1 protein-coding gene is annotated in these 1,232 nt (G+C 71.6%); it reads right to left on the bottom strand.

Annotated elements, in window-relative coordinates; translation table 11 throughout:
• A partial coding sequence (locus IH68_RS0148895; RefSeq protein ID WP_030950296.1) for a type I polyketide synthase occupies nucleotides 1–1,232 on the bottom strand: 1,232 nt, incomplete at both ends.

Below are 1,232 nucleotides of genomic sequence, written 5' to 3'. Positions count from 1 at the left end.
CGCCACAAATCCTCCGGCGAACCCACCCCACCCGGGAACCGGCACGCCATCCCCACGATCACCACCGGATCATCGGACGTGCTCGCCGGCGCGGGCAGCGAGGCGGAAGCACTCGGCGCCGCTCCGTCGGACAGCTCCGAGAGGAGGTGACGGGCCAGGACTGCGGGCGAGGGGTGGTCGAAGACCAGGGTCGCGGGCAGCCGCATGCCGGTGGCGGAGTTCAGGCGGTTGCGCAGTTCCACCGAGGTGAGGGAGTCGAAACCGAGGGCCTTGAATGCCTGGTCGGCCTCCACCTCGGCGGCGGACGCATACCCCAGGACGGAGGCGGCCTGTCCGCAGACGAGGTCCAGCAGGAACTTCTCGCGCTCGGCCTCGGGAAACCCTGCGATGCGCTGCCTGAGGTCGGCCGCCCCTCCAATCGCCGCCTGTGCCTCGGCGGCCCGACGCGCGGGCCTGCGGACGAGAGCACGCAGCAGGCTGGGTACCTCGTGTCCGCGCTTGCGGAGGGCAGCGATGTCGAGGTTGATCGGCAGCATCGCTGCCCTTTCGAGGGCCGGCCCGATCTCCAGGACGGTGTCGAGCAGCCCCAGAGCTTGTTCGGGGGCGAGCGGCTGCATGCCCTCACGTGCCATGCGTCGCAGGTCCGCCTCGGTCAGCTCGGCGGTCATGCCCGCACCCGGTGCCCACGGCCCCCACGCCAGCGCGGCCGCCGGCAGGCCGGAGGAACGGCGGGTGACGGCGAAGGCGTCCAGGAAGGCGTTGGCGGCCGCGTAGTTGGCCTGACCCGCGCCGCCGAACGTCCCCGCGACCGAGGAGAAGACCACGAACGCGGACAGATCGGCGTCCCGGGTCAGCTCGTGCAGATGAACGGTCGCGTCGGCCTTCGGGCGCATGACCCTCACCAGCCGGTCCGGGGTGAGGGAAGCCAGCACACCATCGTCCAGGACACCGGCCGTGTGGACCACGGCGGTCAGCGGGTGGTCGACGGAAACGGTGTCCAGCATGGCGGCCACCTGGTCACGGTCGGCGACATCCACCGCCGCGATCTCGGCCTGGGCGCCCAACTCCGCGAGTTCGGCGACGAGTTCACCAGCGCCCGGGGCCTCCAGACCGCGGCGGCTGGCCAGCAGCAAATGCCGGATTCCATGCTCGGTCACCAGGTGCCGGGCCACCAGCGCACCCAGACCACCCGTACCACCGGTCACCAGCACCGTGCCGTCCGGATCCAACGG

It is taken from the genome of Streptomyces sp. NRRL S-646 (genome assembly GCF_000720765.1).
Taxonomy (GTDB): domain Bacteria; phylum Actinomycetota; class Actinomycetes; order Streptomycetales; family Streptomycetaceae; genus Streptomyces.
The sequence above is the reverse complement of the archived record's forward strand: the minus strand, read 5'-3'. Positions and strand labels throughout refer to the sequence as shown.